The sequence below is a fragment of the Dictyoglomus thermophilum H-6-12 genome, assembly GCF_000020965.1.
In the GTDB taxonomy this organism is placed as follows: Bacteria; Dictyoglomota; Dictyoglomia; order Dictyoglomales; family Dictyoglomaceae; genus Dictyoglomus; species Dictyoglomus thermophilum.
Window position 1 is genome coordinate 854,443 of record NC_011297.1, and the last position, 26,927, is coordinate 881,369.

Consider the following 26,927-nt stretch of genomic DNA (forward strand, 5'->3'; position numbering starts at 1 on the left):
TTGATGGAGTATGATTATAAAAAGGTCGAGGAAAGAGCTTAGAAAGATAAGACATTTGAGAATTAGAAAAAAAATAATAGGTACTTCAGAAAGACCAAGATTAGCTGTCTATAAGAGCTTAAGATATATATATGCTCAAATTATAGATGACACTAAGGGGCATACATTAGTATCAGCTTCCTCTTTAGAGAAAGAAATTAGAAGTCAGTTGAAATCTACTAAGAATATAGAAGCAGCCAAATTAGTAGGGGAAGTTATAGCTAAAAGAGCTTTAGAAAAGGGTATAAAGAAAGTTGTCTTTGATAGAGGCGGATTTCTTTATCACGGAAAGGTAAAAGCTCTTGCTGATAGCGCAAGGGCTGCAGGACTCGAATTCTAAAAAAGGAGGGAAAACCTTGAAAGAGTTAGAACCTGTATTAAAGGAAAGAGTTATTGAAATAAGAAGAGTAGCCAAAGTAGTTGCTGGAGGTAAAAATTTAAGATTTAGAGCCCTTGTAGTTGTAGGAGATGAGCAAGGAACCGTGGGGGTTGGCATAGCAAAGGCTGCTGAGGTTCCTGATGCTATTAGAAAAGCTATAAGAAAAGCAAAAAAGAATGCTGTTAAGGTGTCTATAAGTAAGGGTACTATTCCTCACGAGGTTGTAGGCAAATTAGGGGCTTCAAAGATATTACTCAAACCTGCAGCTCCAGGTACAGGTGTGATAGCAGGAGGAGCAGCAAGGGCTGTTTTGGAGCTTGCTGGAATTAAAAATGTTTTGGCTAAAGCTCTTGGTTCAACTACTGCTGTGAATCTTGCTCAAGCAACTTTTGAAGCGCTTAAGAAGTTAAGATCTCTTCCTGAAGTGGCCGAGATGAGGGATAAGAAAATTAATGAAATAATTGGATTAAAAACCGAGGATAGTAAAGGGAATGAGGAGGGAGAAAATTGAAACTATTTGAATTGAGACCAAAATTAGGTTCTAGAAAAAAACCCAAAAGAGTTGGTTGTGGCTATGCAGCTTCTGGTAAGTATGCTGGAAGAGGTATGAGCGGACAAAACGCAAGAACAGGAGATGGGGTAAGACCAGGCTTTGAGGGTGGTCAAACTCCTCTTACAAGACGTCTTCCAAAGATGGATGGTATTCCAAGAGCTCCGAGAAGAAAGTATACAGTAGTTAACTTATCTGTATTGGAGAAAAATTTTGAGGCTAACGAAGTGGTAGATCCTAATGTACTTCTGGAAAGAAAAATTATAAAGGATATTGAATTTGGGGTTAAAATTCTCGGAGATGGTGAGCTTACAAAACCTCTTATTGTAAGAGCTCATGCTTTTTCGGAAAAAGCCCGTGAGAAGATTGAAAGTGTGGGCGGAAAAGTTGAGGTGATTGAGTAGTGTTTGATACTTTGCTTAGGGCTTTCAGAATACCTGACTTAAGAAAGAAAATATTATTCACTCTTTTTATTTTTGCCGTATATAGATTGGGAGCTCATATTCCAGTTCCTGGGGTAGATAGAGTAGCATTAGCTAATCTTTTTAGAAGCCAGGGTGCATTAGGATTTTTAGATCTGTTTACAGGAGGAGCTCTTGCTCGTTTTTCAATTTTTTCTATGGGAATTATTCCATTTATTAATGCCTCCATTATGATGGAGCTTTTGACTGCTGTATTTCCATCTTTGGCTGAGTTGAAGAAAGAAGAAGATGGAAGAAAAAAATTAACAAGATATGCAAGAAATTTATCAGTACTTCTTGCTGCAATAGAGGCCTTTGGTTTGACCATATTTATGCATAACTTTAAAGTAATCCCAAGCTTAAGTCCATTGTATGTTGTAAGTAGTGTGATAACTCTTACCGCTGGAAGTACTTTTATTATGTGGCTTGGAGAACAGATATCTCAATATGGTATAGGAAATGGAGTTTCCCTTTTGATCCTAACTTCGATAGTTGCTCGTTTCCCTACTGATCTTGCAAGGACTTTTGCATTACTTAGTAGAGGGGAAATTGGAGTATTGAATGTAATAGCATTTTTTGCTTTGTTGATTCTTATAATAATCGGGGTTGTGTGGGAAGAGAGTGCAGAAAGAAGGATCCCGGTACAATACTCAAGAAGAATAGTGGGAAGAAGGGTTTATGGAGGACAGAGTACCTATCTTCCTTTAAAATTGAATCAAGCTGGCGTTATTCCAATAATTTTTGCAATAACTATATTAATGGTTCCTCAGACCTTTATTCCAGTAGTTAAAATTGGATGGTTAAAAGCATTTCTTAGTATTTTTTCTCCTAGTTCTGTCTTATATCCCATAATATATTTCCTTTTAGTTTTGGGTTTCACTTATTTTTATTCATCTATAGTTTTTGATCCTGCTGATCTTGCAGAGAACTTTAAAAAGTATGGCGGTTTTATTCCTGGAGTTAGACCAGGAAAGCCAACTGAAGAGTATCTTCAAAGAACTCTGAATCGTTTAAACTTTTTTGGTGGAGTATTTCTAGGTATTATTGCTTTACTTCCTACCTTTATTGAAAGAATAACTGGTGTAACGGAATTTCAACTTGGGGGAACAAGTATATTAATTATGGTTGGTGTAATACTTGAGACTATAAAAGCCTTGGAAGCTCAAATGATAATGAAAAGTTATGAGGGGTTTTTAAGATGATGAAGGCAATAATATTTTTAGGACCTCCGGGTGCGGGTAAAGGCACTCATGCAAAAGAAGTAAGTCAGATTTTGAATATTCCTCATATCTCTACAGGAGATATTTTTAGGGAACATGTCAAAAATCAAACTGAGTTAGGAATTAAGGTAAAGAGTTACTTAGATTCTGGAAGCTTAGTTCCAGACGAGTTAGTGTGGGAAGTGGTGAAAGATAGAATAAGTAAAGAAGATTGTAAAAATGGTTTTATTTTGGATGGTTTCCCCAGAACAATACCGCAAGCAGAGATGTTAGAGAAATATTTAAAAGAGAAGAATGCGGTGATAAAAGTGATTTATCTTGATGCTTCTGATGAATTAGTGATTAAGAGACTTTCTGCAAGAAGAGTTTGTAAAAATTGTGGAGCTATATATAATTTAATATCCATGCCTCCTAAGAAAGATGGCATCTGTGATATATGTGGAGGAGAGTTGTATCAAAGAAGCGATGATAAACCTGAGGTTATAAAACAAAGATTAGAAACTTATTATAAGGAAACGCAACCATTGATTGATTATTATAGAAATAAAGGCATCATGTATACTATTAGTGCAGAAAAGGAAAGAGAAGAAGTATTAAATGAAATTTTAAAGGTGATTAGCGAATGAATGTTCTGCTTAAAAATAATGAAGACATTAAAATAATGGAAAAAGGAGGGAAAATACTAGCAAAAATATTCAGCCATATAGAGAAGGAATTGAAAGAGGGTATGAGTACATATGATTTGGCAAGAGTTGCGGAAAAGTTAATGGAGAATTATAATGTTAAACCTGCTTTCAAAGGATACAGGGGATATCCCGAGGTTATTTGTGTTTCTATTAATGAAGAGATTGTGCACGGTATACCAAGTAAAAATAAATACATAAGATCTGGAGACATAGTCAGTATAGATATAGGGATAGAATATAATGGATTTTTCTTAGATGCGGCAAAAACTTATCCTGTAGGAGAAGTATCTCCTTTAGGATTGAAGTTGATTCAGGTTACCGAAGAGGCTTTATGGAGAGGAATCGAAAAAGCGAAAGTTGGTAATAGGCTTTCTGACATTTCTTGGGCAATTCAGGAATATGTAGAAAGACATGGATTTAATGTTATTAGAGATTTTGTAGGGCATGGGATAGGTAGAAATTTGCATGAGCCTCCCAATGTTCTAAACTATGGTCCTCCAGGTATGGGACCTGTATTAAAAGAGGGATTAGTTATTGCTATCGAACCTATGGTTGTTACAGGTAGTTATGAGGTTAGAATCCTTGAAAATGGATGGACAGCAGTTACATTAGATGGTGGATTGGCAGCTCATTTTGAACATACCGTAGCAATAACTCAGAATGGACCTCTGGTATTAACAATGGAATAGGAAATTGGAGGGCCATATGGATAAAAAGGATAGAGAGGTAATTGAGGTAACTGGTACTGTAAAAGAGGCCTTGCCAAATGCAACTTTTAAAGTACAATTAGATAATGGTTTAGAAATCTTAGCTTATATCTCTGGTAAGATGAGGATGAACTTTATAAGAGTAATGCCCGGAGATAGGGTAAAGGTAGAATTGTCAATATATGATCTTACTAAAGGAAGAATTATATATAGATATACCAATAAGGAGGGTAATAAGGATGAAGGTTAGATCTTCTGTGAAAAAAATATGTGAGAAATGTAAAATAGTAAGAAGAGGCGGTCGTGTTTTTGTGATATGTGAAAATCCAAGACACAAGCAGAAACAAGGATAGGAGGTGTTTATTTAATGGCACGTATTGCAGGAGTAGACTTACCAAGCAATAAAAAGATTGAAATTGCCTTAACATATATATATGGTATAGGGCGTACTACAAGCAAGAAGATTCTTCAGGCTACAGGCGTAGACCCTAATAAGAGGGTTAAGGATCTTACTGAAGAGGAAATAAGTAAATTGAGGGAAGAGATTGAAAATAATTATAAAGTGGAAGGAGATTTGAGACAAGAGGTTGCAGCAAATATTAGAAGACTAATTGAAATAGGTTGTTATAGGGGTATAAGACATAAAAGAGGGCTTCCTGTTAGAGGTCAAAGAACTCGTTGTAATGCACGTACTAGAAAAGGTCCAAGAAAGACAGTAGGTGCTAAGAGGAAGGAAAAATAAAAATTAAAATTTAGGAGGGAAGTTGGATAAATGGCTAAGAAGAAAAGAACAAGAGGACCTAAGAGAGAGAAAAGAATAGTTCCTGTTGGAGTTGCTCATATTAACTCTACTTTTAATAATACTATTGTTACTATAACTGATCCAGAGGGAAATGTATTAACTTGGGGAAGTGGTGGAACAGCAGGATTTAAAGGTACAAAAAAGGGTACTCCATTTGCAGCTCAACTTGCAGCTGAGATGGCGGCTAAAAAAGCTATTTCAGAGTATGGAATGAAAAAAGTTGATGTCTTAGTAAAAGGACCAGGCCCAGGAAGAGAAACTGCTATTAGAGCTTTGCAAGCTGCTGGATTAGAGATATCCCTTATTAAGGATGTTACACCTATTCCTCATAATGGGTGTCGTCCACCACGTAGAAGAAGAGTGTAGTCTAAAAAGGAGGAGAGACAATGGCAAGGTATACAGGACCAGATTGTCGTTTATGTAGAAGAGAGGGTATGAAGTTATTTTTAAAAGGGACAAAGTGTTTTTCAGAAAAATGTCCCTTTGAAAGGAGACCTTTTGCTCCTGGTCAGCATGGAAGAGCTCAGAGAAAATTGACTGAGTATGGATTGCGATTAAGAGAAAAACAAAGGGCAAAAAGAATATATGGAGTGTTAGAGAGACAATTTAGAAGATATTTTGAGATAGCCTCAAAAGGTAGAGGTGTTACAGGAGAAAGATTATTGCAACTTTTAGAAACGAGGCTTGATAATGTAGTATATAGACTTGGTTGGGCCTTATCTCGAGATCAAGCAAGGCAGCTTGTCTCTCACGGTAAGATAGCTGTGAATGGTAAGAGAGTTAATATACCCTCTTATAATTTAAAGCCTGGAGATGTGGTAGAGTTACTTGATAAAGACCTGATTCCTGTTCAGGAAGCTATTTCTGTTTTTGGAAATAAGAATGTTCCTGCTTGGTTAGAACTAGATAGAGAGAACTTTAGAGGTAGAGTTTTGAGATTGCCAAAGAGAGAAGAAATAGATACTCCTGTCCAGGAACAGCTCATCGTGGAGTTCTATTCTAGGTAATTTCTGTTTTATTTGGGCAGGGTAAGGAGGTAGATAATTTGATAGAGGAGAATGTAAGAGTTATTGTTGAGAAAAGATCTGAAGATTATGGGCGTTTTGTGATAGAGCCCTTAGAGAGAGGATATGGATGGACCATAGGGAACGCTCTAAGGAGAATACTACTTTCTTCTATAGAGGGAGCAGCCGTAGTTTCTGTAAAAATAGATGGTGTAAGACATGAATTGGAAGTACTTCCAGGTCTAAAAGAAGAAATTTTAGAAGTTCTGATGAATTTGAAGAAGCTTGTAGTTAAAATAGAAGATAACAACTCTCATATTTTAGAGATTGATACAAGAGGACCGAAAGTAGTAACAGCAGCTGATTTTATAGTTCCATCAAATGTGAAAATAGTTAATCCAGATCTTGTAATTGCAACCTTAGTGGAAGACATGCCTTTTCATATGGAAGTAGAAGTGAAAAAAGGAAAGGGCTATGTCAGTGCTGAGGAGAATAAAGATCAAAATTATCCTATTGGCGTGTTAGTGTTAGATTCTATATTTTCTCCTGTTAAAAAAGTAAGTTATACAGTTGAAAAAACAAGAGTTGGAAGAAGAACAGATTTAGATAGGTTGATATTAGAGATATGGACGAATGGGTCTATATCTCCTGAAGAGGCATTCAGAGAAGCCTCAAGGATATTAATGGAATACTTTAGACTTTTAAATGAAAAAGAATTTCAATTACCTTATGAAGAAGTAAAACCGGAGAATACTTATTTAGAGGAAGAAAAGAAAGGATTGACTCTGGAAGACTTAGGACTTTCTACTAGAGCCTATAATTCTTTAAGACATGCTGGCATACATACTATTGAGGATCTCTTGTCAAAAACTAGAGAGGAATTAATGAAGATTAAGAATTTTGGTCAGAAATCTCTTCAAGAATTAGAGGAAAAATTGAGAGAGAAGGGATTAAGCTTAAAGGATGGCGGAAATCCTGATTTGGAGAAAGGAGAGAGCTTAGATGAGACATCGTAAAGCATACAGAAAATTAAGTAAACCAACTCCCCAGAGGAAGGCTTTATTAAAAGCTCTTTTGATATCTCTGTTTAAGCACGGTAAGATAGTTACTACTTTGCCAAGAGCAAAAGAAGTTACAAGAATTGCTGAAAAACTTCTTACTATTGCCAAAGAAGATTCGGTCCATCATAGAAGGTTAGTGTATGCATGGCTTCAAGATAGAGAGTTGGTTAGAAAAGTTTTTGTAGATATAGCTCCCAAATATAAGGATAGAAATGGTGGATATACTAGAATATTGAAACTTGGTATGAGAAGAGGAGACGCAGCAGAGCAAGCAGTTATCGAACTTGTGTAATGATAGAAATTAAATCTGTGTCTTATGTTTATCAACCTGGTACCTCTCAGGAGAAGGTAGCTCTTAGAAATGTTAATTTAGAGATACCTTCTCCTTCTTTTTTTTGCATTGTGGGAGCAAATGGTTCTGGTAAGTCTACTTTTGCGAGGCTTCTTAATGGGCTTTATACTCCGACTTCTGGAGATGTGATAGTAGATGGTATAAATACTAAGGATGAAGAAAAGATATGGGAGATCAGGAAAAACGTAGGTTTAGTTTTTCAAAATCCTGATAACCAAATAATAGGGATGACTGTAGAAGAGGATGTGGCTTTTGGTTGTGAAAATTTGGGGCTTCCCCCAGAAGAGATTGAAGAAAGAATAGAATTTGCTTTGAGAGCTGTTGGAATGGAAGAGTATAGAAAATACCCACCTTATTTACTTTCGGGAGGCCAAAAACAAAGGGTTGCTATAGCAGGAATTTTGGCTATGATGCCTAAATACATTGTGCTTGATGAACCCACAACCATGCTTGATCCTAAAGGTAGAAAAGATATAATAAAAATCATAAGAAAACTTTACGAAGAGGAAAAAAAGACTATAATTCTAATAACTCATCATATGGAAGAAGTAGTTTGGGCAGAAAAAGTTGTGGTCTTTTTTAATGGAGAAATTGTAGATCTGGGTACTCCTAAGGAAATATTTTTAAAAGAAGAAAGGTTAGATGAATGGGGCCTGAATTTACCTATAACTACTAAAATATCAAAGTGTCTTTCTGAGAGAGGTTTTGACATACCTCATCCTCTACTTACTCCTGAGGAATTGGCTTTATGGCTTTAATTAGTTTAAAGGGTGTTTATTATACATATCTAAAAGACACACCTTTAGAAAAGGAAGCCTTAACCAATGTATCTTTAGATATTGAGCAGGGGGAAAGAATAGGAATTCTTGGAAAGACAGGATCTGGAAAGTCCACATTAATCCAACTCATAGGAGGTCTTATTTATCCAGTAGTGGGTGAAATATACATAAAAGGAAAAGAAATTAAAAAATGGAACTCAAAAGAACTTTGTAAGGTTGTAGGAATAGTTTTTCAATATCCAGAGTATCAATTTTTTGCTGAGACAGTTTTTGAGGAAGTTGCCTTTGGACCAAGGAATGTAGGAGTTCCAGAGGAAAAAATTGAGGATTGTGTAAGGGGTGCACTTGAATCTGTAGGTTTATCTTATGATGAACTTAAAGATAGATCTCCCTTTCATCTCTCTGGAGGAGAAAAAAGGAGATTAGCTATTGCAAGTATATTGGCTATGGATCCAGAAGTTCTTATCCTTGATGAGCCCACGGCAAATCTTGATCCTAAAGGTAAGTTTCAGATAATGAATTATATCGATAAATGGATCAGTAAGAATAATAAGACTCTTATTGTGGTTTCTCATGATTTAGATGAAATTGTAAGGTTGGTAAGAAGAGTAATAGTCCTAAAGGCAGGGAGTTTAGTTTTTGAGGGACTCTCTGAGAAATTATTTATGAATTATAAAAAATTAGAAGAAGCAGATTTGGATTTGCCAGAAATAATTAAGATTGTAAAAATATTACAAGAAAAGGGATATCCTATAGAGGGTGCATTTACTGTTCAAGAGATTGTGGAAAGAATACTTGCTTACAAGGGTTATAAGAGCTTATGGAAGTGTTAAAGACTTTTCCCCTTGGACAATATATACCTGCAGATTCTCTACTGCATAAATTAGATGCAAAGGCTAAGATTTTAGCATCTTTTTGGCTTATTGTTTTTATATTTTTGATAAAGCTAAATCTCTCTTATTTATTTGTATTTCTTCTTATTTTATTAGGAATTTTATTTTCTTCTTTGCCCTTTAAGTATTTTGTTAGGTCTTTAAAACCGGTTTATTTTCTTGTATTGTTTACCTTTATTATTCATTTCTTTTTTGGGGAGGAAGGCGGAAAAGTTTTTTGGAGATTTGGAATTATTCATATAACAGAATTGGGTATTAAAATGGCCGTTTTTATGTCCTTAAGATTAGTTTTTATAGTTATGATAACTTCTTTGCTTACTTTAACTACCTCAGTATTAGAACTGGCTCAAGCCTTAGAGGATCTTTTAAATCCTTTAAAGTATTTTAAATTTCCTGTACATGAGTTCTCTATGATGATGACTATAGCTATTAGATTTGTTCCGACACTTTTGGATGAGACTGATAAAATAATAAAGGCTCAAAAGGCCAGAGGAGCAGAATTTGGCAGGGGTAACTTAATAAATCAAGCAAAAAGCCTATTACCCATAGTAATTCCTCTCTTTATAAATGCTTTTAGACGTGCAAATGAGCTAGCTGAAGCTATGGAATCGAGATGCTATAGAGGGGCGGAAGGTAGGACTAGATATAGAAGAACATATTGGACAAGTAAAGAAACTTTGTTCATAACTTTTATAGGAATTTACACTGCAATTATAATTATGTTCTTATAAACAATGATCAACTGGAAAGTTGAACTTTCTTATATTGGCAAGGATTTTTGGGGGTTTCAGAAGCAGCCTGGAAAACGAACTGTGCAAGGAGAGTTAGAAAAGGTTTTAAAACTTTTGTTTGATGAGGATATCAAAGTAATAGGTGCAGGAAGAACTGATGCGGGGGTTCATGCTTTGGGACAAGTAGTAAATTTTAAGACGAAGGAAAGTAAAAATTTTTCCTGTGATAAGCTTTATAAAGTCTTGAATAAATTACTTCCTGGAGACATTAAGATAAAAAAAGTAGAGATTGTAGATGACAATTTTCATGCTAGATATTCTGCAAAAAGAAGGTGGTATATTTATGTTATTTATAATAATGAGGAGAAAAATCTGTTTTTGAGGGATTATTGTTGGTGGATAAATAAACCCCTTGACAAAGATCTATTAAATCTTTCTGCAAACCTATTTAAAGGGATACATGATTTTAGAAATTTTTGTGTAATTGAGAATTATGATAATACCAATGTTGAAATTTATGAATCTTTTTGGTATTTTAAAGAAGATTTGCTAATATATTTTGTATCTGCACCGTTTTTTTTGAGAAAAATGGTAAGATTTATAGTAGGTAGTATGGTAGAGGTGGGATTGAAGAAAAAGGAATTAGAGGATTTAGAAAAATATTTAAAAGATAGAAAAGAAGAAAGATTTTCAAGTCCAGCTCCTGCTAGTGGACTTTATCTTTTTAAGATAGATTATTGACATATTAAAGAAATCTGTATTAAAATGCTACGGGAAAGGAGGAAAAAAGAATGAAAACTTTTATGGCAAAAAAGGAAGAGATAAAGAGAGAATGGTATGTGGTAGATGCGAAGGGAAAGGTTCTTGGTAGATTAGCTTCTGAAATAGCTAAAATATTGAGAGGAAAACATAAGCCAATTTATACTCCACATGTAGACACAGGTGATTTTGTGATTGTTGTGAATGCAAAAGATGTAGTTCTTACTGGCAAGAAAGAACAGCAAAAGATATACTTCTTCCATTCAGGGTATCCTGGAGGTCATAGACTTATTTCTGCAAAGGATATGAGAGCAAAAAGTCCTGAGAAAATGATTTATCTTGCTGTTAAAGGTATGCTCCCTAAAGGTCCTCTTGGTAGAAAGATGTTGAAAAAATTAAAGGTTTATGCTGGGCCTGAACATCCTCATCAAGCACAAAAACCAAAAGAATTGAATATATAGTGGGAGGGATAGATGTTGGAATTTACTTCTCAAGATGTTAAAGTGATACATGAGGTTGGAGGAAGAAAGACTTCAAGAGTGAAAGTATGGTTGCGTTTTCCTGGAGAAGGTAAAATTATTGTTAATGATAAACCTTTAGAAGAATACTTCGGGGGAAGAATATTTTTCCATAAAATAGCTAAAAAACCTTTAGAATTAACAGGAATGTTAGATCAGGTGGATGTGGTTGCTCAAGCAATTGGTGGAGGTGTCAGTGCTCAGGCACAAGCTCTTGCTCATGGGATTGCAAAAGCTCTTGTAGCATTAAAAGAGGATTGGAGAACTCTACTCAAAAAAGAGGGATTACTTAAGAGAGATCCCAGAGAGAAAGAAAGAAAGAAGTATGGTTTGAAGAGAGCAAGAAGAGCACCACAATACTCGAAGCGTTAATTTGTATTTATGGATCTACGAGAGTATATAGTAGGGCTTGCTCGTAAAGCTATAGAGACTTATTTAAGGGAGGGGAAAATAATAACTCCCCCTCCTGATTTACCTGATTATTTAAAAAAAAGAGCAGGAACTTTTGTTTCTTTACATAAGAGATCTACTGGTGAATTAAGAGGGTGTATAGGTACTATACTACCTACCACCTCTAATATTGCAGAAGAAATAATAAGAAATGCCATAAGTGCAGCTACTGAAGATCCAAGATTTCCTCCTGTTACTTTGGATGAACTTGATGATATAGAGATATCTGTTGACGTACTTTCTCCCTTAGAGGAAGTAAGAGATATTAGAGAACTTGATCCTAAAAAGTATGGGGTTGTAGTAGAGAAGGGTTGGAGGAGAGGGGTACTCCTTCCTGATCTTGAGGGAGTAGATACCATAGAGGATCAATTATCTATTGCTTTAGCAAAGGCTGGAATTTCTCCTTACGAAAATTTTAAAGTTTACAGATTTTCAGTAACTAGATTTAAGGAATGATTGATGAAAGAGGCTTTATATTACCAAAGATTAGAGAATCAGAAGGTTCAGTGTTTATTGTGTCCTCATCATTGTATTATAGCTCCAGGAAAAAGAGGAATTTGTGGCGTAAGAGAAAATATTGAGGGAACTTTATATTCGTTAGTATACGGAAAGGCTAGCTCTATTGCTTTAGACCCTATCGAAAAGAAACCTCTTTATCATTTTTATCCAGGTTCAGCTATTCTCTCCATAGGTACTGTAGGTTGTAACTTTAAGTGTCCTTTTTGTCAAAATTGGAGTATATCTCAAGTTACTCCTGAGGATATTTTTTTGGAAGAGGTAAACAAAGATCTGTTGTTGGGGTTGGCATTAAAGAATGGATCTATCGGGATCTCATACACTTATAATGAACCCTTTATATGGTATGAATTTGTTTTAGATGTTGCTAAGTATTTTAAGGAAAACAACCTTAAAAATGTATTGGTTACAAATGGTTTTGTAGAGGTAGAGCCTTTTTTAGAGATGGCTCCATATATTGATGCTATGAATATTGACATAAAGTCAATAAATGAAGAATTTTACAGGAATTTATGTAAAGGATCTCTTAAAAATGTAAAGAAAATAATAGAGATTGCATATAGTAAAGGAATTCATATAGAGCTGACCAATCTAATAATTCCTGGTTATAACGATAGCAAAGAGGAAATAATAGCTCTGATAGATTATGTGGCAAGTATAAGTCCAGATATTCCTTTGCATTTTACCAGATATTTTCCTGCATATAAATTTACAGTTCCTCCTACTCCTATAGAGATATTAAGGTTTGCCTATAAAGAAGCAAGAAAGAAGCTAAATTTTGTCTATTTAGGAAACATATGGGATGTGGAAGGAAGTACAACCTTTTGTCCTAAATGTGGTAAGGATTTGATTGTAAGAGAAGGGTATTTTATAAGAAAAAATCTTTTAAAAACCTCTAATATATGTCCTTACTGTGATACTTCTATCCCTATTCACGTAGGGGGAAGATAGAAATGGGGAAGATATTGAGGAATAAGAAATTGAGAGGATATTTTGTTTTTTTTGTAATATTGTTAACATTTTTGGCTTACAGTTATTATGATTGGTTAAAAGATTCTCCCTGGAGAGAAAAATGGAAGAATTTAGAGAAGTATGTGGGGAAAGAAATAACTTTAAAAGGTGAGGCTACAAATCCCTATGGTATTTGGGGCAGTGTGTATTCTGCCTATTCTTTGACTTTTGAAAATTTTCAAATTACAGTACTAAGTACTACTGGTATTCCGGCAGAAGGAGAAAATTTGATTGTTACAGGAGAAGTGAGAAAGAATTTTGAGGTGGTAGGTCTTTGGCAAGGTAAGGAGGTAAGAGAAACTTATCCTATCGTAGTAATTGAGAAGGAGAGGAGAGAAATAAAATGAGAAAATTTTTTGGAACGGATGGTATAAGGGGAATTGTGAATGAGATACTTACTCCTGAACTTGCTTATAAGCTGAGTAGGGCAATAATTGGTTATTTTAAAGATGTTAAGAAAAAGAAGGTAATAATTGGAAGTGATACAAGGAATTCTAAAGATATGTTGAAATCAGCTTTAATTGCTGGTTTTACTTCGGGGGGAATGGATATATTAGATGTGGGAGTTGTTTCTACTCCTAGTTTATCTTATTTAGTTAAAAAGTATGATGATGTTTTATTAGGGATTATGATTTCTGCTTCTCATAATCCTGTAGAGTATAATGGAATAAAAATATTCAAGAGTGATGGATTTAAACTTGAAGATAATGTTGAAGCAACGATTGAGGAATATATTCTAAGGGAAGATGATTATTTTAGAGCAAGCCCAAGAGAAATTGGTGTGATCTACAATTTTACTCAAGCCTTAGAAGATTACAAAAATTACTTAAAAGAGATAATTGGAGAAGATTTCAGAGGGTATAAGATTATGTTGGATTGTGCTTTTGGATCTTTATCTGAGATAGCACCTACTGTTTTTAAGGAATTAGGGGCAGAAGTTATAGCTTATAATACTAATTATAACGGTATAAATATCAATGATAATTGTGGCGCTGTTTATCCTGAGATAGGCAGGAACCTTTTTTTAAAATCAGGTGCTCATATAGGTTTTACCTACGACGGAGATGGGGATAGAGTAATTGCTTTTTCAGAAGATGGAGAAATAGTGGATGGAGATGTGTTGATCGGAATTTTTGCAAAGTATCTTAAAGAAAGGGGATTACTTAGAGGTAACAAAATTGTTGGTACTGTTATGACAAATTTAGGTCTTGAGGAATATTTAAAAAGACTTGGTATAGGGCTTATCAGGGCTAAGGTTGGAGATAGATATGTTCTGGAGGAAATTTTAAAAAATAATTTAAATCTTGGCGGAGAGACTTCGGGACATATAATCCTTTTTGATTATATGCCTACGGGAGATGGTTTATTAACTTCTCTCTTTTTGCTTAAGATACTAAAAGAAAGAGGGATAAAGCTTTCTGATTTGGCAAAAGAAATAAGAATCTTTCCTCAAGTACATGAGAAGATACACATAAAAGATATCTATATTACAGAGGAAGATGAAAAAGAGTTTAGAGGGATAGCAGAGGAGGTGATAAATGGGAAAAATATAAGATATATAGTGAGGAAATCTGGAACTGAACCAGTAATAAGGATAACGGTGGAAGGAGATGTCCCTAAGGAAGATTTAACTAATATAGCTTTAGAGATTAAAAACAGGATAATTGATTTTTTAAGAAGATCTAAGCGCCAGGACTTACCCTCAAAAGGGGTAAGTTGACGAGGTGGAGGTTTATCGAGGTTTTCGGCGGATGCCTCCAGGTAGTTGCTACCTACCTTAAGGAGACTCACAAAACTGGTGGGTGACTGCCAGGACAAAAGGTCTCCAGTAGCATTAGGGGCTATCTCCTTCTCCAAAAAACGAAAGGAGGAGGAGAAGAATGTGCGGTATTTTTGGTTACGTTGGGAACAAAAATTGTATTCCCTATATTATCTCAGGTTTGGAGAAATTAGAATATAGAGGATATGATTCAGCAGGTATTGCTTATTTAAAAGATAAAAACTTAGAAATAAAGAAGATCGTTGGAAAGGTACAAAACTTGAAAGAAATATTGGATTTTAATGATTTTTCAAATGTGGGGATAGGGCATACAAGGTGGGCTACCCATGGAGGAATATCTGTTGAGAATGCTCATCCTCATACTGATTGCGAGGGAAACATTGCAGTGGTTCATAATGGGATCATAGAAAATTATAAAGAACTAAAAAACTTTTTAATGAGCAAAGGACATAAATTTAGAAGTCAAACAGATACAGAAATAGTTCCTCATCTTTTAGAAGAAATGGTCGATAAAGAGGGAATGAATTTAGAGGAGGCTTTAAAAGAACTATTCAAGAAATTAGAAGGGGCTTTTGCATTATTAATAATAGATAAAAGAAGATCCAGCATTTTATATGCTCTAAGAAAACAGAGTCCACTCATTGTTGGGTTTGGGACAGGTGAAAACTTTGTTGCCTCAGATATTCCTGCTTTAGGAGATTATACAGAAAGATTCTATTATCTAAAGGATAATCAAATGGCGATAGTTTCTGATAAAGAAATAAAAGTCTATGATTTGAAAACTAATAATTACATAGAGGTAGAGCCTATAATTGTTCCTCAGGATGGTATTAGAGCAGAAAAGAATGGATATCCGCATTTCATGTTAAAAGAGATTTTTGAACAACCTTTAGTAGTAAGAAGAATACTCTCTACTTTAGAGAGAGATAAAGATAAGTTTATTTTTGAAGACATTAAAAATGTGGATATTTCTTGGGAAAAAATTAGGAAAGTATTTATTGTGGGTTGTGGTACTTCTTACCATGCAGGATATTATGCTAAATTTTTATGGGAAAAAGAGTTACCTTATTTTATAGAAGTTGAGCTTGCCTCTCAAATGCATCATCGCAATTTAAACATTCCTGAAGAGACTTTATTTATAACTATAAGTCAGTCAGGTGAAACTGCAGACGTAATTTCTACTTTGAGGAAGGTAAAAGAAAATGGATTTAAAGTTCTGTCCTTAGTTAATAATCCTCAAAGTACAGTAGCAAGGGAGAGTGATTACTTTATTAATTTGAGGGCTGGTGTTGAAATAGGTGTTGCAGCAACAAAGACTTTTATGGCTGAACTTGTTTATCTCGAACTTCTTAAGGAGTATATCAAAAGTAGACTTTACAACATAAAAATTGATTTAGATAAGTGGAATATGCTTCCTACATATTTGGAGAGTTATCTCTCTCAAATAAAAGATCGAGTATTTGAAGTGGCAAAAAAGTATTACCACAAAAGGAATTTTCTATACCTTGCAAGGGGAAAAAATTTCCCTCTTGCTTTAGAGGGAGCATTAAAATTAAAGGAAATATCTTATATACATGCGGAAGGTATTCCTGCAGGAGAGATGAAACATGGTCCAATAGCACTATTAGATCCCGAGACACCAGTTTTTGGTATAGTGTATAAAGATGAGACCTATTCTAAGATGATAAATAATCTTGAGGAAGCAAAGGCAAGAAAGGCTCCTATTATTGCTATTGGCAATGAATGGGATGAAAAGTTAGAAAGTCTTGTAGATGATTTGATTCCTGTCCCTAATGTTGATCCTTTTTATTATCCTTATATGGGAGCGATGGTGTTACAGCTTTTTGCATATCATGTAGCAAATCTCCTTGGAAGAGAAATAGATCAGCCAAGAAATTTGGCTAAATCCGTAACTGTGGAGTAGTGGTTGAAGACGATGGAAAACGTTACTCTTGAGGTTGGTCTTGATATTGTAGAGATAGAGAGAATAAAAAAGGCTTGTGAGAAGCATAAAAGCTTTAAAGAAAGGATATATTCTCATGAAGAATTAAGACAACTGGGGAATAGAAAAGATATTTATGCTTCCTTAGCTGCACGTTTTGCAGCTAAGGAAGCCTTTATAAAGGCTTTGGGGGGCAGATATGAAGGATGGTGTTGGAAGGATGTAGAAATACTCTATGGAATTAATGGTAGACCTGAAGTTAGACTCAAAAACAAGGCATTAGAAGTAGTTCTTCAAAGAGGTGTGAGAGAGATTAAGTTAAGTTTGTCACATACCCATAAATATGCTGTAGCTATAGTAATACTTATAAGGTGATCCTTATGAAAGATTCTCCTATTGAGCTTTTAAGAGAAAAGATATCACATTTGAAAAAGTTAGTTGGAAAAATTTTAATTCCTGACTATTCTGAGGCCTCAAAATATGCCGAAGAATATATTATAAAAAGGCAAGAAATACAAGAGTTAATAGAGAAAATTAAGAGTTTAGGCGTATCAATAGATGCTGAACTCGTTGAACTTAGCGAGATTGATGGCGAAATAAAGAAAAATATTGATACTCTTTATGTTTTACTAAGAAAATCTTTTCTCAGGACAAAAGGTAGTAGATATCCAGAAGACTACTGGTGGTGGCATATATGGGATATAGTGGAAGAGAGAAGAAAGAAAAGTTTGCAGAGAATAGTTCTTTCTTCTTTAATAATAATCTTAGTCTTTGTAGGTATAGTTCTTTTGTTAAATTACTTCAAAACTCCCTCTCAGGATATTATAGAAACTATCGAGAAAAGTTATGAATATTTATATAAGGGAGAAATAGACACAGCTCAAAAGATAATTGAAGATAAAATAAGAATTTATAAAAATAGCCCTGAGTTGTGGCTTTCTCTTGGTATTATTCTTGAGAATAAAGATAAAGAAAAGGCAAAAAAAGCTTATGAAAAGGCTAAGATCCTTTATAATAGCGAGAGGGAATTTTTGATAAATAGAGCTCTTCAATACAAAAAGTTAAGTTTATATGAAAAGGCAGAAGAAGATTTGAAAAAAGTCTTAAGTACTGATAAAGATAACTCTCAAGCTTTATATATTCTAGCTACCATATTTGAAGAAAAAAAGCAAATAGAAGATGCTATAAAGGTTTATAGAAGAATAGAAGAATTAGGAGATAAAGCTGATCCTCAGATATTAGTTATGAGCAAAATGAGGCTTGCTACGCTTTTGCAAAACTTAACTCTGCCAACCAATCAAAAATAAAAAATTTGAAAAAACTTCTATTTTGTGCTATATTCATAATCAAAAGCGCCCTGCTGTGTACGTGGTGTTTGTTGTGTCCTGGCTCAACACCTCATTTCGGGAGGCTGAGCTCCTGTCTTGGGATTGCGGCTCGGAGGAGCTACATAACCAAGCAGGGTAGGCCTCAACTTTTGGGATGGGGCACAAGGACTCACACACCACGGCACGGCGGGGCTTTTTGATATCTCAATTAAAAACTAAGGAGAGGGCTTATTTATGATGAAAAGTAGCGATATTAGAAGAAAATTTATAGACTATTTCGTAAAAAATGATCATTTGCACTTACCAAGTGCATCGTTAGTACCTTCTGATGATCCAACTCTTCTTTTCACTACTGCAGGAATGGTACCATTTAAACCTTATTTTTTAGGACAGGGTGTACCTCCGAAGAGGAGAATTACTACAGTTCAAAAGTGCTTCCGAACTACTGATATAGAAAGAGTTGGGATAACTCCAAGACACCTTACTTTTTTGGAGATGCTTGGTAATTTTTCTTTTGGAGACTATTTCAAAAGAGAGGCAATTGGTTTTGCATATGAATTTTTAACAAAGGAGTTAGGCATTCCTGTTTCTAAATTATGGATTTCTGTTTATGAGGAGGATGATGAGGCTTACGACATTTGGAATAAAGAAATAGGTATTCCTAAAGAGCGAATTGTCAGACTTGGGAAGGAAGATAACTTCTGGGGACCCCCAGGACCTACAGGGCCTTGTGGCCCTTGTTCTGAGATATACTATGATTTTGGTCCTAAGACTAAGGAGGAAGAAAATTGTAAGCCTGGAGATCCATGTGATAGATTTATGGAGATATGGAATTTGGTGTTTATGGCTTATTACATGGATGAAGATGGAAAACTTTCTCCTCTTCCTCAAAAGAATATTGATACAGGCATGGGACTCGAACGAATCACTACTGTGGTAGAAGGAGTAAGTAATGTTTTTGAAACTGACTTATTTTTGCCTATTATTCAGGAAATTAAGAATATAATAGAAAATTCTGACCCTACTACTGAAAGATTAATCTCCGATCATATAAGAGGGATTACATTTTTGATGGGAGATGGTGTTGTCCCAACTAATGAGGGAAGGGGCTATGTCTTGAGAAGGCTTATAAGGAGATCGTTGAGAAGAGCATATAAACATGGTATAAAAGAGCCATTCTTATATAAGTTGGTCCCAGTAGTGGTTGAAATAATGAAAGAGGCATATCCTGAACTTATTGATAGAAAAGATTATATTCAAAAGGTACTTATCAGAGAAGAAGAGCAATTCTTAAGGACTTTGGAGCAGGGCTTAGCTCTTCTCGAGGACTATTTCAAGAAAGTTTCAAATAAAGTGGTAAGTGGAGAATTTGCTTTTAAACTTTATGATACTTATGGTTTTCCTATTGAATTGACACAAGAGATAGCAGGAGAAGAAGGTTTCAAGATAGACATAGATGAATTTAACAAATATATGGAAGAACAGAGAGAAAAGGCAAGGGCCTCTATGGAAGAAAAGCTTGAGGAGAGTTTTATTTCTCTTTCTGACGAGGAAGTTTATTATATGAGAAATCTTCCTAAGACTGAATTTGTAGGTTATGACACTCTTGAAACTGAGAGTAATGTTCTATTTTTTGTCGGGGGAAAACATGGGAAGAATATTTTGGAAGGAGAAGAAGTATATTTCTTGATGGATAAGACTCCTTTTTATGCTGAGGGCGGAGGGCAGGTTTCTGATAAAGGTAAAGTTTATAATTCAGAAGTAGAAGTGGAGATTTTGGATGTTAAGAAACTTGGTGAAGACTTTATCATACATAGGGGAAAAGTTCTAAAGGGAGAGTTTAAAGAGGGACAAATTGTTAAAGCAGAGGTGGATAAAGAAAAAAGATATCATACCATGAGACATCATACTGCTACTCACCTTTTACATTCAGCTTTAAGGGAATACTTAGGTACTCATGTTATGCAGTCAGGATCCTTAGTTTCTCCTGAGTTTTTAAGATTTGATTTTACTCACCATTCACCATTAAGCTATGAAGACTTAAAAATAATTGAGAAAAAAGTTAATGAAAATATTTTGGCAAATCATAAAGTAGAGAAATTCTGGACTACTCTGGAAGAAGCAAGAAGAATGGGAGCTATTGCTCTATTTACAGAAAAGTATCAAAAAAATGTCAGAGTTATTAAAATTGACAATATAAGTATGGAGCTCTGTGGAGGGACTCATGTGGACTATACCGGAGAAATAGGCAGTTTTTATATAGTGAAAGAAGAGGGAATAGGGAGCGGGATAAGAAGAATTTTTGCTGTTTGTGGTTTGAAGGCTTGGGAATATCAAAAGAGAAAAGAAGAAATTGTTAATAAAGTCTCTTTGCTTCTTAATTCTTCTCTTGATGAGGTTCACATAAAAGTTGAGAAGTTACTTAATGAGTTGAAGGAAAAAGAAAGAAAAATAAAAGATCTTGAAGAAAAAGTGATTAAAAGAGAGGCAGAGGTCTTGTTAAATAATGTCGATAAAATAGATAATTTTTCTCTTATCTGTGCTAGTTTAGATATGGAAAATGATGCTATTAAAAGACTTGGGGATTACCTAAAAAATAAAGATGATAATTTAATTATGTTATTTTTTAGACCCTTAGATAATAAACTTGTGGGTACGGTTATGGTAGGTAAAAAGTTAATTTCAAAAGGTATAACGGCCAAAAAGATTGTAGATTTAATTGGGGAAAGGTTTAATGGAAAGGGTGGAGGAAAAGATACCTTAGCCCAGATAAGTCTGCCTAAGACTAATATTGAAGAAATAAAGGGGTTCTTAAAGGAAAATCTTTTGAAATGAGAGTTCTTGCAATTGATTGGGGAGAAAAATATGTAGGTCTTGCTATATCAGATCCTTTGAGAATAATTGCACAAGGATTGGATGTTTGGGAGATTAAGGGTGAAGAGGATTTTGTAAGTAGGTTAAAAAGATTGGTAGAAGATTATCAAGTAAAAGAAATAGTTTTAGGATATCCTATAAGTTTAAGAGGACATGAAAATGAAAGAACCCAAAAGGTAAGACATATTGCAGAGTTAATAGAGTCTGTAATAGGAATTCCTGTAAAATTTGTCGATGAAAGACTTACTACAATGGAAGCAGAAAAGGTTCTTTTAGAGGGTGATATAAAGAGAAAAAAGAGAAAATTACTAAAAAATAAACAGGCTGCAGTTATAATTTTGCAAAAATACCTTGATTCTTCATCTCTTGACACATAAATATAAATAAGATTATAATTCTCTAAGGTATGGGCGCGTAGCTCAGTGGGAGAGCACTATCTTGACGCGGTAGGGGTCGGTGGTTCAATCCCACCCGCGCCCACCATAAAACTAAAGGCGAAGAAGAGGAGAGTAGCCTTTTCTTCGACTTCCAGAGAGGAAAGCCTTAGGCTGGGAGGCTTTCTAAGTCGAGAAAAGGTGAACACCACCTTGGAGCCTCATGCTGAAATTCCTAATAACTGGAAGAGTAAGCATTGACGGGTGATCCCGTTATAGATCAAGAGGAGGTCTTTTTAGGGACCTATTAAGGTGGAACCACGGGAAACTCTCGTCCTTTATGAGGGCGAGAGTTTTTTTTAGTTTTAAATTAAGGGAGGAGATAGAGATGGGTTGGAAAATGCAGTATAAGGATAAAATATGGGAAAAAGAAGGAAATCTCTTAGAGGTTGTAAAGGAAGAAGGTCTTGAGAAAAAAGTTTTTGGGGCAAAGATTAATGGGGTTCTTTCTGATTTAAATGTCTTTCCTCAGGATGGAAGTTTTGTGGAGCTTCTTGATTGGGAGAGTGAAGATGGTAGAAGCATCTATAGGCATACTTCTGCACATATACTTGCTCATGCAGTAAAGGAATTATTTCCAGAAGTAAAGCTTGGAATAGGTCCTGCTATTGAGGATGGATTTTATTATGACTTTTATAGAAGCGAACCCTTTTCACAGGAAGACTTGGAAAAAATAGAAGCAAAAATGAGGGAGATAATAAAGCAGGATTTACCTATTGAAAGAATTGAAGTTACAAGGGAAGAAGCAGAAAGAATTTTGAAAGAGATGAAAGAGGATTTTAAATTGGAACTTCTTGAAGAAATACCTGAGGGAGAAAGAATATCCTTTTACAGGCAAGGAAATTTTATTGATCTTTGTAGAGGACCCCATTTGCCATCTACAGGTTGGGTGAAGTCTTTTAAACTGTTGAGCGTCTCCGGGGCTTATTGGAGAGGAAATGAGAAGAATCCTATGTTCCAGAGAATATATGGAACTTCCTTTCCCTCAGAAGAGGAGTTGAAAAAATATTTAGAAGAACGAGAAGAAGCTCAAAGAAGAGATCACAGAAAATTAGGAAGAGAGTTGGAGATATTCGATACTTTTGAGGAGGCAGGGCCAGGTTTAATATTTTATCCCCCTAAAGGTGCCATGCTCAGGCTTATAATTGAAGAATTTGAAAGAAAAGAACACTTGAAAAGGGGTTATCTTCCAGTAATTACTCCTCATTTGATGCAAGCAGAACTATGGAAAAGGTCTGGGCATTGGGATAACTATAGAGAAAATATGTTCTTTCTTCAAGTGGAAGACAAAGACTATGCAGTGAAACCAATGAATTGTCCGGGTCATATTTTAATCTATAATTCTAAAGTAAGAAGTTACAGAGATCTACCCTTAAGATTTTTTGAGATGGGAACAGTTTATAGATATGAAAGATCTGGTGTGCTTTATGGACTTGAAAGAGCGAGAGGCTTTACTCAAGATGATGCTCACATATTCTGTACTCAAGAACAGTTAGAAGATGAGATAAAGGGAGTTTTAGATTTTGTCTTCTATATGTTAGATAGTTTTGGACTAAAAGATTATGTGGTAACTCTTTCTACAAAACCAGAAAAATATATAGGTTCTGATGAGATTTGGGAAAAGGCTACCCAAGCCCTTAAAAATGCTTTAGAAAGTGTAGGTATAGATTATAGGATTGCCGAAGGAGAAGGAGCCTTTTATGGTCCTAAAATTGATGTGGGATTGAAGGGGCTTCTTGGAAAGATGTGGCAGGGACCCACAATACAAGTAGATTTTAACTTACCTGAGAGGTTTGATCTTACTTATGATGCACCTGATGGAACGAAGAAAAGACCTGTCATGATTCATAGAGCCATTCTTGGATCTTATGAAAGATTCATAGGAATTCTTATTGAACACTATGGTGGCAGATTCCCTTTGTGGCTTGCTCCAGAACAGGTAAGAATATTACCCATATCTGAGAAACATAATGAGTATGCTGAATACGTGCTAAGAACCTTAAGAGACAATGAGATAAGGGCAGAGATAGACAAAGATCAGGCCAAGTTAAATTATAAATTAAGAAAGGCTATAGCTGAAAAAGTACCGTATATTTTCATTGTCGGAGATAAGGAAAAAGAAGAAGGTAAAGTAAGTGTAAGGATACATAATAAGGATTTAGGAGTTTTTGACCTCTCTTATGTGATAGCAAAACTGTTAGAAGAGATTAAAAGCAAAAAAGTTTTTAGCGGAGGATTTGAATAATGCTAAAAATATTATTGACTTTCTGGTTTTTCCTTTTAGGAAGTGCTGTGGGAAGCTTTCTTAATGTGGTGATATATAGACTCCCTAGGAGGGAGTCTATTATTTTCCCTCCTTCTCATTGTCCTTCTTGTGGCCATAAGTTGTCTGCTAAGGACCTTATTCCCATATTGAGTTATATTTTACTTAAGGGTAGATGTAGATACTGCGGGGCAAGAATCTCTTGGAGATATCCTGTGGTAGAGTTTATTACCGGAATTTCGTATGCTATTTTATTTTGGATCTACGGATTTTCTCTTTTTACCTTTAAATCTCTTATACTTATTTCTATGCTTATTCCTATCTTCTTCATTGATCTTGAAAATATGTTAATACCAGATGTAATCTCTATTCCGGGCATAGTTGTAGGACTTCTTTTCTCCTTTTGGGAAGGTAATTTAGTGCAGGGTGTTCTAGGGAGTTTGATTTTTGGGGGAATTCTTTTATTAATTTATGTTGTGGCTTTGTTAATATTAAAAGAGGAGGGTATGGGGCAAGGTGATATAAAGCTTGGCTTCATGCTTGGGGGTTTCCTTGGGCTTAAATTATCGCTTTTTGCTATATTTTTAAGTTATCTTATTGGTGGAATATTTTCTATATTAGTAATAGTTTTGAGAAGTAAAAATTTAAAGACAGCTATACCTTTTGGTCCCTTTCTAATAACGGGGGCACTGATATCTTTATTTTGGGGTGAAGTTTTGATTAAATTATATCTTTCTTTAGTTTTTAGATGACAAATAATAAGGGTTTTACTCTTATAGAGTTAATTTTAGTTATCTTAATATCTGGAATTGTGATAGGCATTATTTCAAATCTTGGCTTTTTAATAATTAATGAGAGAAAACTAACACTAAAAGCTTATGAGATAATGCAGTGTCTTATCGAGATTAGAGATAATGCTTTTACAAAAGATGAAGGCTATCCCGATTGGGTTTATTTTTATCCTTTTTCCGACTTGATTTTAATAAAGAGTTTTGATAAAGCTAAAAACACATATAAAACTATAAAAATAATTGATTTGTCAATAGAAGGTATAGATTTACTATCCGCAGTTTTTGGTAATAACAATTATGTTTACTTTAACAGATTGAGTGTTCCTTCTTCAGGGGGGACTATTGCTATTTGTTATAAAAATGTGAGAAAATATATTGTGATAACTCCTGCTACAGGGAGGATATATATTAGTAATGAGGCACCAAGGAATTGGGAATGAGAGGGGATTTAGCCTATTAGAGGCTTTGGTAGTTGGTGTACTTCTTTTAATAAGTATTGTGGGTATACTTCAAATGTACTCTGTGATATTTTATAATGCTCCTAAAGTAGATAATTTAACGAGGGCAAATTATCTTTTAATTAAAGAAGCTGAGATAGTATTATCTCAATCGTACACAACTTTAGATAATTTTCTTTTATCTAATTATCCTAAAATTGTAAATTATGGAAATATAAGTTATACTATAACATATACTTTGTTAGATGAGCTTAGTTGGGGGAAATATATCAAACTCAGTACTTTTTGGAATGAGGGGAAAGAAAATAAAAGTTTAAGCATTGAGCTATTTAAGGCTAAATTATGAAAAAGGGTTATACATTAGTAGAGCTTTTAATAAGTATTTCCATAGTGATAATCATAATAGCACTAGTAGTTAATTTCCTTGTTACTGGTTCGTTGGGATATCAATTTATTAATAGAAAGGTTCAATATCAAAGAAATGCAAGACTTGTAGCTGAAAGAATGATAAGAGAAGTAAAAAAGGCTTCACTTATTGACAGTGCTTCTGATGGAAGTAATCTAATTTTTAGTTATACCTATTATGATTTTTCCACTAATCCTATAAGTTCAACCTCATCCACAGTCAAATATTATGTGGATTCAAACGGGATTTTAAGGAGACAAGTTAAACAGGGAAATCTATGGGTTGGGAATAATCCCTTAACAGAAAGTGATTTTAGGGTTTTAACTCCAGTTTTTTATTATTATAATTCTTCACGTAACTTAGTTTCTCCTCAGAATGCAGAATTAATTGAGGTAGTTTTAAAGTTTGATGGAGATAGAAATAATATTCCAGATTATACTTTGACCTTTAATATTTTTTTACCAGTGAGGAGTGTCTATTATGTTAAATAGAGAGAGTGGGCAGTTAATCTTTGCTGTAGTCATTGTTCTTTTTGTATTCCTATTAGGGATGGTTATAATACAGCTCATGCCTTCTGAATATACTATTGCAAAGAGAACAGCAGAGAGTAATCAGGCTTTTTATCTTGCCCAGTCAGGTTTGCAACAAGCAGTATATTTTGTTAATAACAATCCTGATTTAGCATTTTTAAATCTTTCCTTGGTAAAATCAGGCCAAGGAAACATCTTAGTGTATACTCTTACTTATACCTATGGCTCAACCGAGAAGAAAAGTCTAAATTTAAATAGTGTATCTTTAGGAGAATATACCGTTAATGTTTCTTACTCTCTTTTGAATATGTCTTCTGGCGGTATTATTATTAATTTTCCTGTATATAAGATTGTAAGTACCGGATATATTCCCTCTATTTCTAATTCAAGGATAAAAAGAACTATAGAAGTTTATGGTAATAACACCGATATTTCATTGGATCCTTTTAAATTTGCAGTTTATGCAGGAAAATCAGTAAGCTTTGCTGGAAAGTCGGCAGTAATTGAGGGTGAAAGACTTCCTGATGGCTCTTTTGATACGGCCATATACTCTAATGGTCCTGTGGATTTGAGAAATCCTCCTTTGATTAATGGTACTTACTCGCCAATCCTTGGAAAGGATGTTATAGCAAATGACAATACTTTGACAATGCCTGTTTTGAATGATGCTTACCTAAAAAGTATTTCTCAATCTCAAGGACTTTATAGATCTGGTAGTAATATTGATTTAAAAGCTATTGTAGCTTATGCTAAATCTAATCCTAATTGGTATAATTCTGCTACAAATACTTGGCTTACTTGGTCTTTAGTTATATATATTGAGGGATCTGCAAAAATGGCTGGAAATGTGGAGTTTCAAGGGATGATAGTAGTAAAGGGTGATGTTAAAATTACTGGTACAGGAAACAAAGTAAAGGGTATATTATATGCTGCTTCTGTAGATACTACTGTACAAGATTTATCTATTTATGGTGACCCTATAATTGAAGGTACAAGTATTGGAGAAGATGTAAGTATTGGCGGAAATAGTACGGTAAGGCATAATAAGCAGTACATTGAGAATATATTTAGTACTCATGGTATAACAAATGTAGTGAAGGCTACAAAGACAAAATTAAAAATTCTTGCTTGGCAGGAAAAATAAAGTGTTGTATTTTTTTAATGTTTGTATTAAAATAAATCTCAATCAGGGAGAGGTTGAAA

Annotated in this window: 34 protein-coding genes, 1 tRNA gene and 1 other annotated feature; all 35 genes read left to right on the forward strand. The window is 34.6% G+C overall.

Annotation, left to right across the window (positions count from 1 at the left end; all coding sequences use genetic code 11):
- Positions 1-10 precede the first annotated feature (10 nt).
- The 35 genes from rplR to DICTH_RS04270 all read left to right on the forward strand — a co-directional run bounded on the left by rplR (position 11) and on the right by DICTH_RS04270 (position 26,868).
- Positions 11-379: a 50S ribosomal protein L18 gene (rplR, locus tag DICTH_RS04100; RefSeq protein ID WP_012548289.1), complete on the forward strand. Its 369-nt coding sequence runs from the start codon at positions 11-13 to the stop codon at positions 377-379.
- A gap of 16 nt (positions 380-395) precedes the next feature.
- Positions 396-929: a 30S ribosomal protein S5 gene (gene rpsE / locus DICTH_RS04105; protein WP_012547273.1), complete on the forward strand. Its 534-nt coding sequence runs from the start codon at positions 396-398 to the stop codon at positions 927-929.
- The gene (gene rplO / locus DICTH_RS04110) at positions 926-1,372 is read left to right on the forward strand and encodes a 50S ribosomal protein L15 (RefSeq protein ID WP_012548408.1); all 447 of its coding nucleotides are present in this window, start codon (positions 926-928) and stop codon (positions 1,370-1,372) included. Before rpsE ends, rplO begins: the two co-directional genes overlap by 4 nt.
- Positions 1,372-2,631, forward strand: coding sequence for a preprotein translocase subunit SecY (gene secY / locus DICTH_RS04115; RefSeq protein ID WP_012547188.1), 1,260 nt, complete (start codon positions 1,372-1,374; stop codon positions 2,629-2,631). The genes rplO and secY overlap by 1 nt, the downstream gene beginning before the upstream one ends.
- The gene (locus DICTH_RS04120) at positions 2,628-3,275 is read left to right on the forward strand and encodes an adenylate kinase (protein WP_012548242.1); all 648 of its coding nucleotides are present in this window, start codon (positions 2,628-2,630) and stop codon (positions 3,273-3,275) included. Before secY ends, DICTH_RS04120 begins: the two co-directional genes overlap by 4 nt.
- Positions 3,272-4,024 carry a type I methionyl aminopeptidase gene (gene map, locus DICTH_RS04125; RefSeq protein ID WP_012546917.1) on the forward strand — a complete coding sequence of 251 codons (753 nt, stop codon included), beginning with the start codon at positions 3,272-3,274 and terminating at the stop codon, positions 4,022-4,024. The genes DICTH_RS04120 and map overlap by 4 nt, the downstream gene beginning before the upstream one ends.
- 16 nt (positions 4,025-4,040) lie before the next feature.
- A complete protein-coding gene (gene infA, locus DICTH_RS04130) occupies positions 4,041-4,292 on the forward strand; it encodes a translation initiation factor IF-1 (protein WP_012547969.1) in 252 nt (83 codons plus the stop codon).
- Positions 4,282-4,395, forward strand: a complete 114-nt coding sequence (gene rpmJ / locus DICTH_RS04135; RefSeq protein ID WP_012548601.1) for a 50S ribosomal protein L36 — start codon at positions 4,282-4,284, stop codon at positions 4,393-4,395. Before infA ends, rpmJ begins: the two co-directional genes overlap by 11 nt.
- A gap of 14 nt (positions 4,396-4,409) precedes the next feature.
- Positions 4,410-4,784 (forward strand): 30S ribosomal protein S13, encoded by a 375-nt coding sequence (gene rpsM, locus DICTH_RS04140; RefSeq protein WP_012547185.1) that lies wholly within the window; start codon positions 4,410-4,412, stop codon positions 4,782-4,784.
- Between the two features lie 30 nt (positions 4,785-4,814).
- Positions 4,815-5,210, forward strand: coding sequence for a 30S ribosomal protein S11 (gene rpsK / locus DICTH_RS04145; RefSeq protein WP_012548187.1), 396 nt, complete (start codon positions 4,815-4,817; stop codon positions 5,208-5,210).
- Positions 5,211-5,230: 20 nt separating this feature from the next.
- Positions 5,231-5,851, forward strand: coding sequence for a 30S ribosomal protein S4 (rpsD, locus tag DICTH_RS04150; protein WP_012546911.1), 621 nt, complete (start codon positions 5,231-5,233; stop codon positions 5,849-5,851).
- A 38-nt stretch (positions 5,852-5,889) separates the two neighbouring features.
- Positions 5,890-6,864: a DNA-directed RNA polymerase subunit alpha gene (locus tag DICTH_RS04155; protein ID WP_012548679.1), complete on the forward strand. Its 975-nt coding sequence runs from the start codon at positions 5,890-5,892 to the stop codon at positions 6,862-6,864.
- Positions 6,851-7,201 (forward strand): 50S ribosomal protein L17, encoded by a 351-nt coding sequence (gene rplQ, locus DICTH_RS04160; RefSeq protein WP_012547309.1) that lies wholly within the window; start codon positions 6,851-6,853, stop codon positions 7,199-7,201. The genes DICTH_RS04155 and rplQ overlap by 14 nt, the downstream gene beginning before the upstream one ends.
- A complete protein-coding gene (locus tag DICTH_RS04165) occupies positions 7,201-8,019 on the forward strand; it encodes an energy-coupling factor transporter ATPase (RefSeq protein WP_012547960.1) in 819 nt (272 codons plus the stop codon). Before rplQ ends, DICTH_RS04165 begins: the two co-directional genes overlap by 1 nt.
- Positions 8,010-8,873 (forward strand): energy-coupling factor transporter ATPase, encoded by an 864-nt coding sequence (locus DICTH_RS04170; RefSeq protein WP_012547110.1) that lies wholly within the window; start codon positions 8,010-8,012, stop codon positions 8,871-8,873. Before DICTH_RS04165 ends, DICTH_RS04170 begins: the two co-directional genes overlap by 10 nt.
- The gene (locus DICTH_RS04175) at positions 8,861-9,664 is read left to right on the forward strand and encodes an energy-coupling factor transporter transmembrane component T family protein (RefSeq protein ID WP_012547706.1); all 804 of its coding nucleotides are present in this window, start codon (positions 8,861-8,863) and stop codon (positions 9,662-9,664) included. The genes DICTH_RS04170 and DICTH_RS04175 overlap by 13 nt, the downstream gene beginning before the upstream one ends.
- Positions 9,665-9,667: 3 nt before the next feature.
- Positions 9,668-10,405 (forward strand): tRNA pseudouridine(38-40) synthase TruA, encoded by a 738-nt coding sequence (truA, locus tag DICTH_RS04180; protein ID WP_012548743.1) that lies wholly within the window; start codon positions 9,668-9,670, stop codon positions 10,403-10,405.
- Positions 10,406-10,455: 50 nt separating this feature from the next.
- The gene (rplM, locus tag DICTH_RS04185) at positions 10,456-10,884 is read left to right on the forward strand and encodes a 50S ribosomal protein L13 (RefSeq protein ID WP_012547559.1); all 429 of its coding nucleotides are present in this window, start codon (positions 10,456-10,458) and stop codon (positions 10,882-10,884) included.
- 12 nt (positions 10,885-10,896) lie between these two features.
- Complete coding sequence (gene rpsI / locus DICTH_RS04190) at positions 10,897-11,313, forward strand: 30S ribosomal protein S9 (RefSeq protein WP_012547052.1); 417 nt, start codon at positions 10,897-10,899, stop codon at positions 11,311-11,313.
- A gap of 9 nt (positions 11,314-11,322) precedes the next feature.
- Positions 11,323-11,847 (forward strand): AmmeMemoRadiSam system protein A, encoded by a 525-nt coding sequence (gene amrA, locus DICTH_RS04195; RefSeq protein ID WP_012548298.1) that lies wholly within the window; start codon positions 11,323-11,325, stop codon positions 11,845-11,847.
- Between the two features lie 3 nt (positions 11,848-11,850).
- The gene (gene amrS / locus DICTH_RS04200) at positions 11,851-12,858 is read left to right on the forward strand and encodes an AmmeMemoRadiSam system radical SAM enzyme (RefSeq protein ID WP_012547462.1); all 1,008 of its coding nucleotides are present in this window, start codon (positions 11,851-11,853) and stop codon (positions 12,856-12,858) included.
- A gap of 2 nt (positions 12,859-12,860) precedes the next feature.
- Positions 12,861-13,265 (forward strand): hypothetical protein, encoded by a 405-nt coding sequence (locus DICTH_RS04205; RefSeq protein ID WP_012548557.1) that lies wholly within the window; start codon positions 12,861-12,863, stop codon positions 13,263-13,265.
- Entirely contained in the window at positions 13,262-14,638 is a 1,377-nt protein-coding gene (gene glmM / locus DICTH_RS04210) for a phosphoglucosamine mutase (protein WP_012547490.1), read from the forward strand. The genes DICTH_RS04205 and glmM overlap by 4 nt, the downstream gene beginning before the upstream one ends.
- A 160-nt stretch (positions 14,639-14,798) precedes the next feature.
- Positions 14,799-16,622 (forward strand): glutamine--fructose-6-phosphate transaminase (isomerizing), encoded by a 1,824-nt coding sequence (gene glmS / locus DICTH_RS04215; RefSeq protein ID WP_012548390.1) that lies wholly within the window; start codon positions 14,799-14,801, stop codon positions 16,620-16,622.
- Between the two features lie 12 nt (positions 16,623-16,634).
- Positions 16,635-17,015, forward strand: a complete 381-nt coding sequence (gene acpS / locus DICTH_RS04220; RefSeq protein WP_012547632.1) for a holo-ACP synthase — start codon at positions 16,635-16,637, stop codon at positions 17,013-17,015.
- Between the two features lie 5 nt (positions 17,016-17,020).
- Positions 17,021-17,947 carry a tetratricopeptide repeat protein gene (locus tag DICTH_RS04225; RefSeq protein ID WP_012548656.1) on the forward strand — a complete coding sequence of 309 codons (927 nt, stop codon included), beginning with the start codon at positions 17,021-17,023 and terminating at the stop codon, positions 17,945-17,947.
- Positions 17,948-18,202: 255 nt separating this feature from the next.
- Entirely contained in the window at positions 18,203-20,803 is a 2,601-nt protein-coding gene (gene alaS / locus DICTH_RS04230) for an alanine--tRNA ligase (protein WP_012547837.1), read from the forward strand.
- Complete coding sequence (gene ruvX / locus DICTH_RS04235) at positions 20,800-21,219, forward strand: Holliday junction resolvase RuvX (protein ID WP_012547300.1); 420 nt, start codon at positions 20,800-20,802, stop codon at positions 21,217-21,219. Before alaS ends, ruvX begins: the two co-directional genes overlap by 4 nt.
- A gap of 31 nt (positions 21,220-21,250) precedes the next feature.
- Positions 21,251-21,325, forward strand: a tRNA-Val gene (locus DICTH_RS04240).
- A 5-nt stretch (positions 21,326-21,330) separates the two neighbouring features.
- Positions 21,331-21,558 (forward strand) — a binding site (T-box leader).
- Positions 21,559-21,604: 46 nt separating this feature from the next.
- Positions 21,605-23,521 (forward strand): threonine--tRNA ligase, encoded by a 1,917-nt coding sequence (gene thrS / locus DICTH_RS04245; RefSeq protein ID WP_012546919.1) that lies wholly within the window; start codon positions 21,605-21,607, stop codon positions 23,519-23,521.
- Positions 23,521-24,291 (forward strand): prepilin peptidase, encoded by a 771-nt coding sequence (locus tag DICTH_RS04250; RefSeq protein WP_012548716.1) that lies wholly within the window; start codon positions 23,521-23,523, stop codon positions 24,289-24,291. The genes thrS and DICTH_RS04250 overlap by 1 nt, the downstream gene beginning before the upstream one ends.
- Positions 24,288-24,770, forward strand: coding sequence for a prepilin-type N-terminal cleavage/methylation domain-containing protein (locus tag DICTH_RS04255; protein WP_012547313.1), 483 nt, complete (start codon positions 24,288-24,290; stop codon positions 24,768-24,770). Before DICTH_RS04250 ends, DICTH_RS04255 begins: the two co-directional genes overlap by 4 nt.
- Positions 24,745-25,134, forward strand: a complete 390-nt coding sequence (locus tag DICTH_RS04260; protein ID WP_012548183.1) for a type IV pilus modification PilV family protein — start codon at positions 24,745-24,747, stop codon at positions 25,132-25,134. The genes DICTH_RS04255 and DICTH_RS04260 overlap by 26 nt, the downstream gene beginning before the upstream one ends.
- Complete coding sequence (locus DICTH_RS04265; RefSeq protein WP_012547145.1) at positions 25,131-25,685, forward strand: prepilin-type N-terminal cleavage/methylation domain-containing protein; 555 nt, start codon at positions 25,131-25,133, stop codon at positions 25,683-25,685. Before DICTH_RS04260 ends, DICTH_RS04265 begins: the two co-directional genes overlap by 4 nt.
- The gene (locus tag DICTH_RS04270; RefSeq protein WP_012548203.1) at positions 25,675-26,868 is read left to right on the forward strand and encodes a hypothetical protein; all 1,194 of its coding nucleotides are present in this window, start codon (positions 25,675-25,677) and stop codon (positions 26,866-26,868) included. Before DICTH_RS04265 ends, DICTH_RS04270 begins: the two co-directional genes overlap by 11 nt.
- Positions 26,869-26,927: the final 59 nt, after the last annotated feature.

Excerpts from the sequence above, each read along its gene's own strand:
- acpS (WP_012547632.1), top strand. The coding sequence starts at position 16,635 with ATGGAAAACGTTACTCTTGAGGTTGGTCTTGATATTGTAGAGATAGAG.
- rplM (WP_012547559.1), top strand. The coding sequence starts at position 10,456 with ATGAAAACTTTTATGGCAAAAAAGGAAGAGATAAAGAGAGAATGGTAT.
- rplR (WP_012548289.1), top strand. The coding sequence starts at position 11 with ATGATTATAAAAAGGTCGAGGAAAGAGCTTAGAAAGATAAGACATTTG.
- DICTH_RS04260 (WP_012548183.1), top strand. The coding sequence starts at position 24,745 with ATGAGGCACCAAGGAATTGGGAATGAGAGGGGATTTAGCCTATTAGAG.
- DICTH_RS04205 (WP_012548557.1), top strand. The coding sequence starts at position 12,861 with ATGGGGAAGATATTGAGGAATAAGAAATTGAGAGGATATTTTGTTTTT.
- DICTH_RS04175 (WP_012547706.1), top strand. The coding sequence starts at position 8,861 with ATGGAAGTGTTAAAGACTTTTCCCCTTGGACAATATATACCTGCAGAT.
- DICTH_RS04170 (WP_012547110.1), top strand. The coding sequence starts at position 8,010 with ATGGCTTTAATTAGTTTAAAGGGTGTTTATTATACATATCTAAAAGAC.
- map (WP_012546917.1), top strand. The coding sequence starts at position 3,272 with ATGAATGTTCTGCTTAAAAATAATGAAGACATTAAAATAATGGAAAAA.
- DICTH_RS04265 (WP_012547145.1), top strand. The coding sequence starts at position 25,131 with ATGAAAAAGGGTTATACATTAGTAGAGCTTTTAATAAGTATTTCCATA.
- DICTH_RS04250 (WP_012548716.1), top strand. The coding sequence starts at position 23,521 with ATGCTAAAAATATTATTGACTTTCTGGTTTTTCCTTTTAGGAAGTGCT.
- infA (WP_012547969.1), top strand. The coding sequence starts at position 4,041 with ATGGATAAAAAGGATAGAGAGGTAATTGAGGTAACTGGTACTGTAAAA.
- amrA (WP_012548298.1), top strand. The coding sequence starts at position 11,323 with ATGGATCTACGAGAGTATATAGTAGGGCTTGCTCGTAAAGCTATAGAG.
- rpsI (WP_012547052.1), top strand. The coding sequence starts at position 10,897 with ATGTTGGAATTTACTTCTCAAGATGTTAAAGTGATACATGAGGTTGGA.
- DICTH_RS04270 (WP_012548203.1), top strand. The coding sequence starts at position 25,675 with ATGTTAAATAGAGAGAGTGGGCAGTTAATCTTTGCTGTAGTCATTGTT.
- rpsK (WP_012548187.1), top strand. The coding sequence starts at position 4,815 with ATGGCTAAGAAGAAAAGAACAAGAGGACCTAAGAGAGAGAAAAGAATA.
- DICTH_RS04120 (WP_012548242.1), top strand. The coding sequence starts at position 2,628 with ATGATGAAGGCAATAATATTTTTAGGACCTCCGGGTGCGGGTAAAGGC.
- amrS (WP_012547462.1), top strand. The coding sequence starts at position 11,851 with ATGAAAGAGGCTTTATATTACCAAAGATTAGAGAATCAGAAGGTTCAG.
- truA (WP_012548743.1), top strand. The coding sequence starts at position 9,668 with ATGATCAACTGGAAAGTTGAACTTTCTTATATTGGCAAGGATTTTTGG.
- DICTH_RS04225 (WP_012548656.1), top strand. The coding sequence starts at position 17,021 with ATGAAAGATTCTCCTATTGAGCTTTTAAGAGAAAAGATATCACATTTG.
- rplQ (WP_012547309.1), top strand. The coding sequence starts at position 6,851 with ATGAGACATCGTAAAGCATACAGAAAATTAAGTAAACCAACTCCCCAG.
- rpsM (WP_012547185.1), top strand. The coding sequence starts at position 4,410 with ATGGCACGTATTGCAGGAGTAGACTTACCAAGCAATAAAAAGATTGAA.
- DICTH_RS04165 (WP_012547960.1), top strand. The coding sequence starts at position 7,201 with ATGATAGAAATTAAATCTGTGTCTTATGTTTATCAACCTGGTACCTCT.
- rpmJ (WP_012548601.1), top strand. The coding sequence starts at position 4,282 with ATGAAGGTTAGATCTTCTGTGAAAAAAATATGTGAGAAATGTAAAATA.
- glmM (WP_012547490.1), top strand. The coding sequence starts at position 13,262 with ATGAGAAAATTTTTTGGAACGGATGGTATAAGGGGAATTGTGAATGAG.
- alaS (WP_012547837.1), top strand. The coding sequence starts at position 18,203 with ATGATGAAAAGTAGCGATATTAGAAGAAAATTTATAGACTATTTCGTA.
- glmS (WP_012548390.1), top strand. The coding sequence starts at position 14,799 with ATGTGCGGTATTTTTGGTTACGTTGGGAACAAAAATTGTATTCCCTAT.
- ruvX (WP_012547300.1), top strand. The coding sequence starts at position 20,800 with ATGAGAGTTCTTGCAATTGATTGGGGAGAAAAATATGTAGGTCTTGCT.
- rpsD (WP_012546911.1), top strand. The coding sequence starts at position 5,231 with ATGGCAAGGTATACAGGACCAGATTGTCGTTTATGTAGAAGAGAGGGT.
- DICTH_RS04255 (WP_012547313.1), top strand. The coding sequence starts at position 24,288 with ATGACAAATAATAAGGGTTTTACTCTTATAGAGTTAATTTTAGTTATC.
- thrS (WP_012546919.1), top strand. The coding sequence starts at position 21,605 with ATGGGTTGGAAAATGCAGTATAAGGATAAAATATGGGAAAAAGAAGGA.